Here is a 418-nt window from a genome sequence, read left to right on the forward strand (position 1 = left end):
GCCGCGCCGGCCTTGCTCGCAACCCGCGCCGCCGGCTTCGCCGGTGCCGCGCGGACCGCGGCCGGCGGCGCGATCGTGGCGACACGGTCGATCTTGAACAGCGCGACTGCATCGCTGAGCTGCACCGCCTGTTCTTCCATCGAACGCGCGGCGGCGGTGGCTTCTTCGACCAGCGCGGCATTCTGCTGGGTGGTCTCGTCCATCTGGGTGACGGTCTGGTTGACCTGCTCGATGCCGGCGGACTGCTCCTGCGAGGCGGCCGAGATCTCGCCCATGATGTCGGTGACACGCTGCACCGAGGCCACGATCTCGCTCATGGTGCGGCCCGCCTGATCGACCAGCGCCGAGCCGGTGGCGACACGGCCGACCGAGTCGTCGATCAAGGTCTTGATCTCCTTGGCGGCGTTGGCCGAGCGCT

General features: G+C 69.9%; 1 protein-coding gene. It reads right to left on the reverse strand.

Translation table 11 applies throughout. From position 1 onward, the window contains the following. A partial coding sequence (locus D180_RS16615; protein ID WP_017913681.1) for a methyl-accepting chemotaxis protein occupies nt 1-418 on the reverse strand: 418 nt, incomplete at both ends.

It is taken from the genome of Xanthomonas sp. SHU 166 (assembly GCF_000364685.1).
Lineage (GTDB): Bacteria > Pseudomonadota > Gammaproteobacteria > Xanthomonadales > Xanthomonadaceae > Xanthomonas_A > Xanthomonas_A sontii.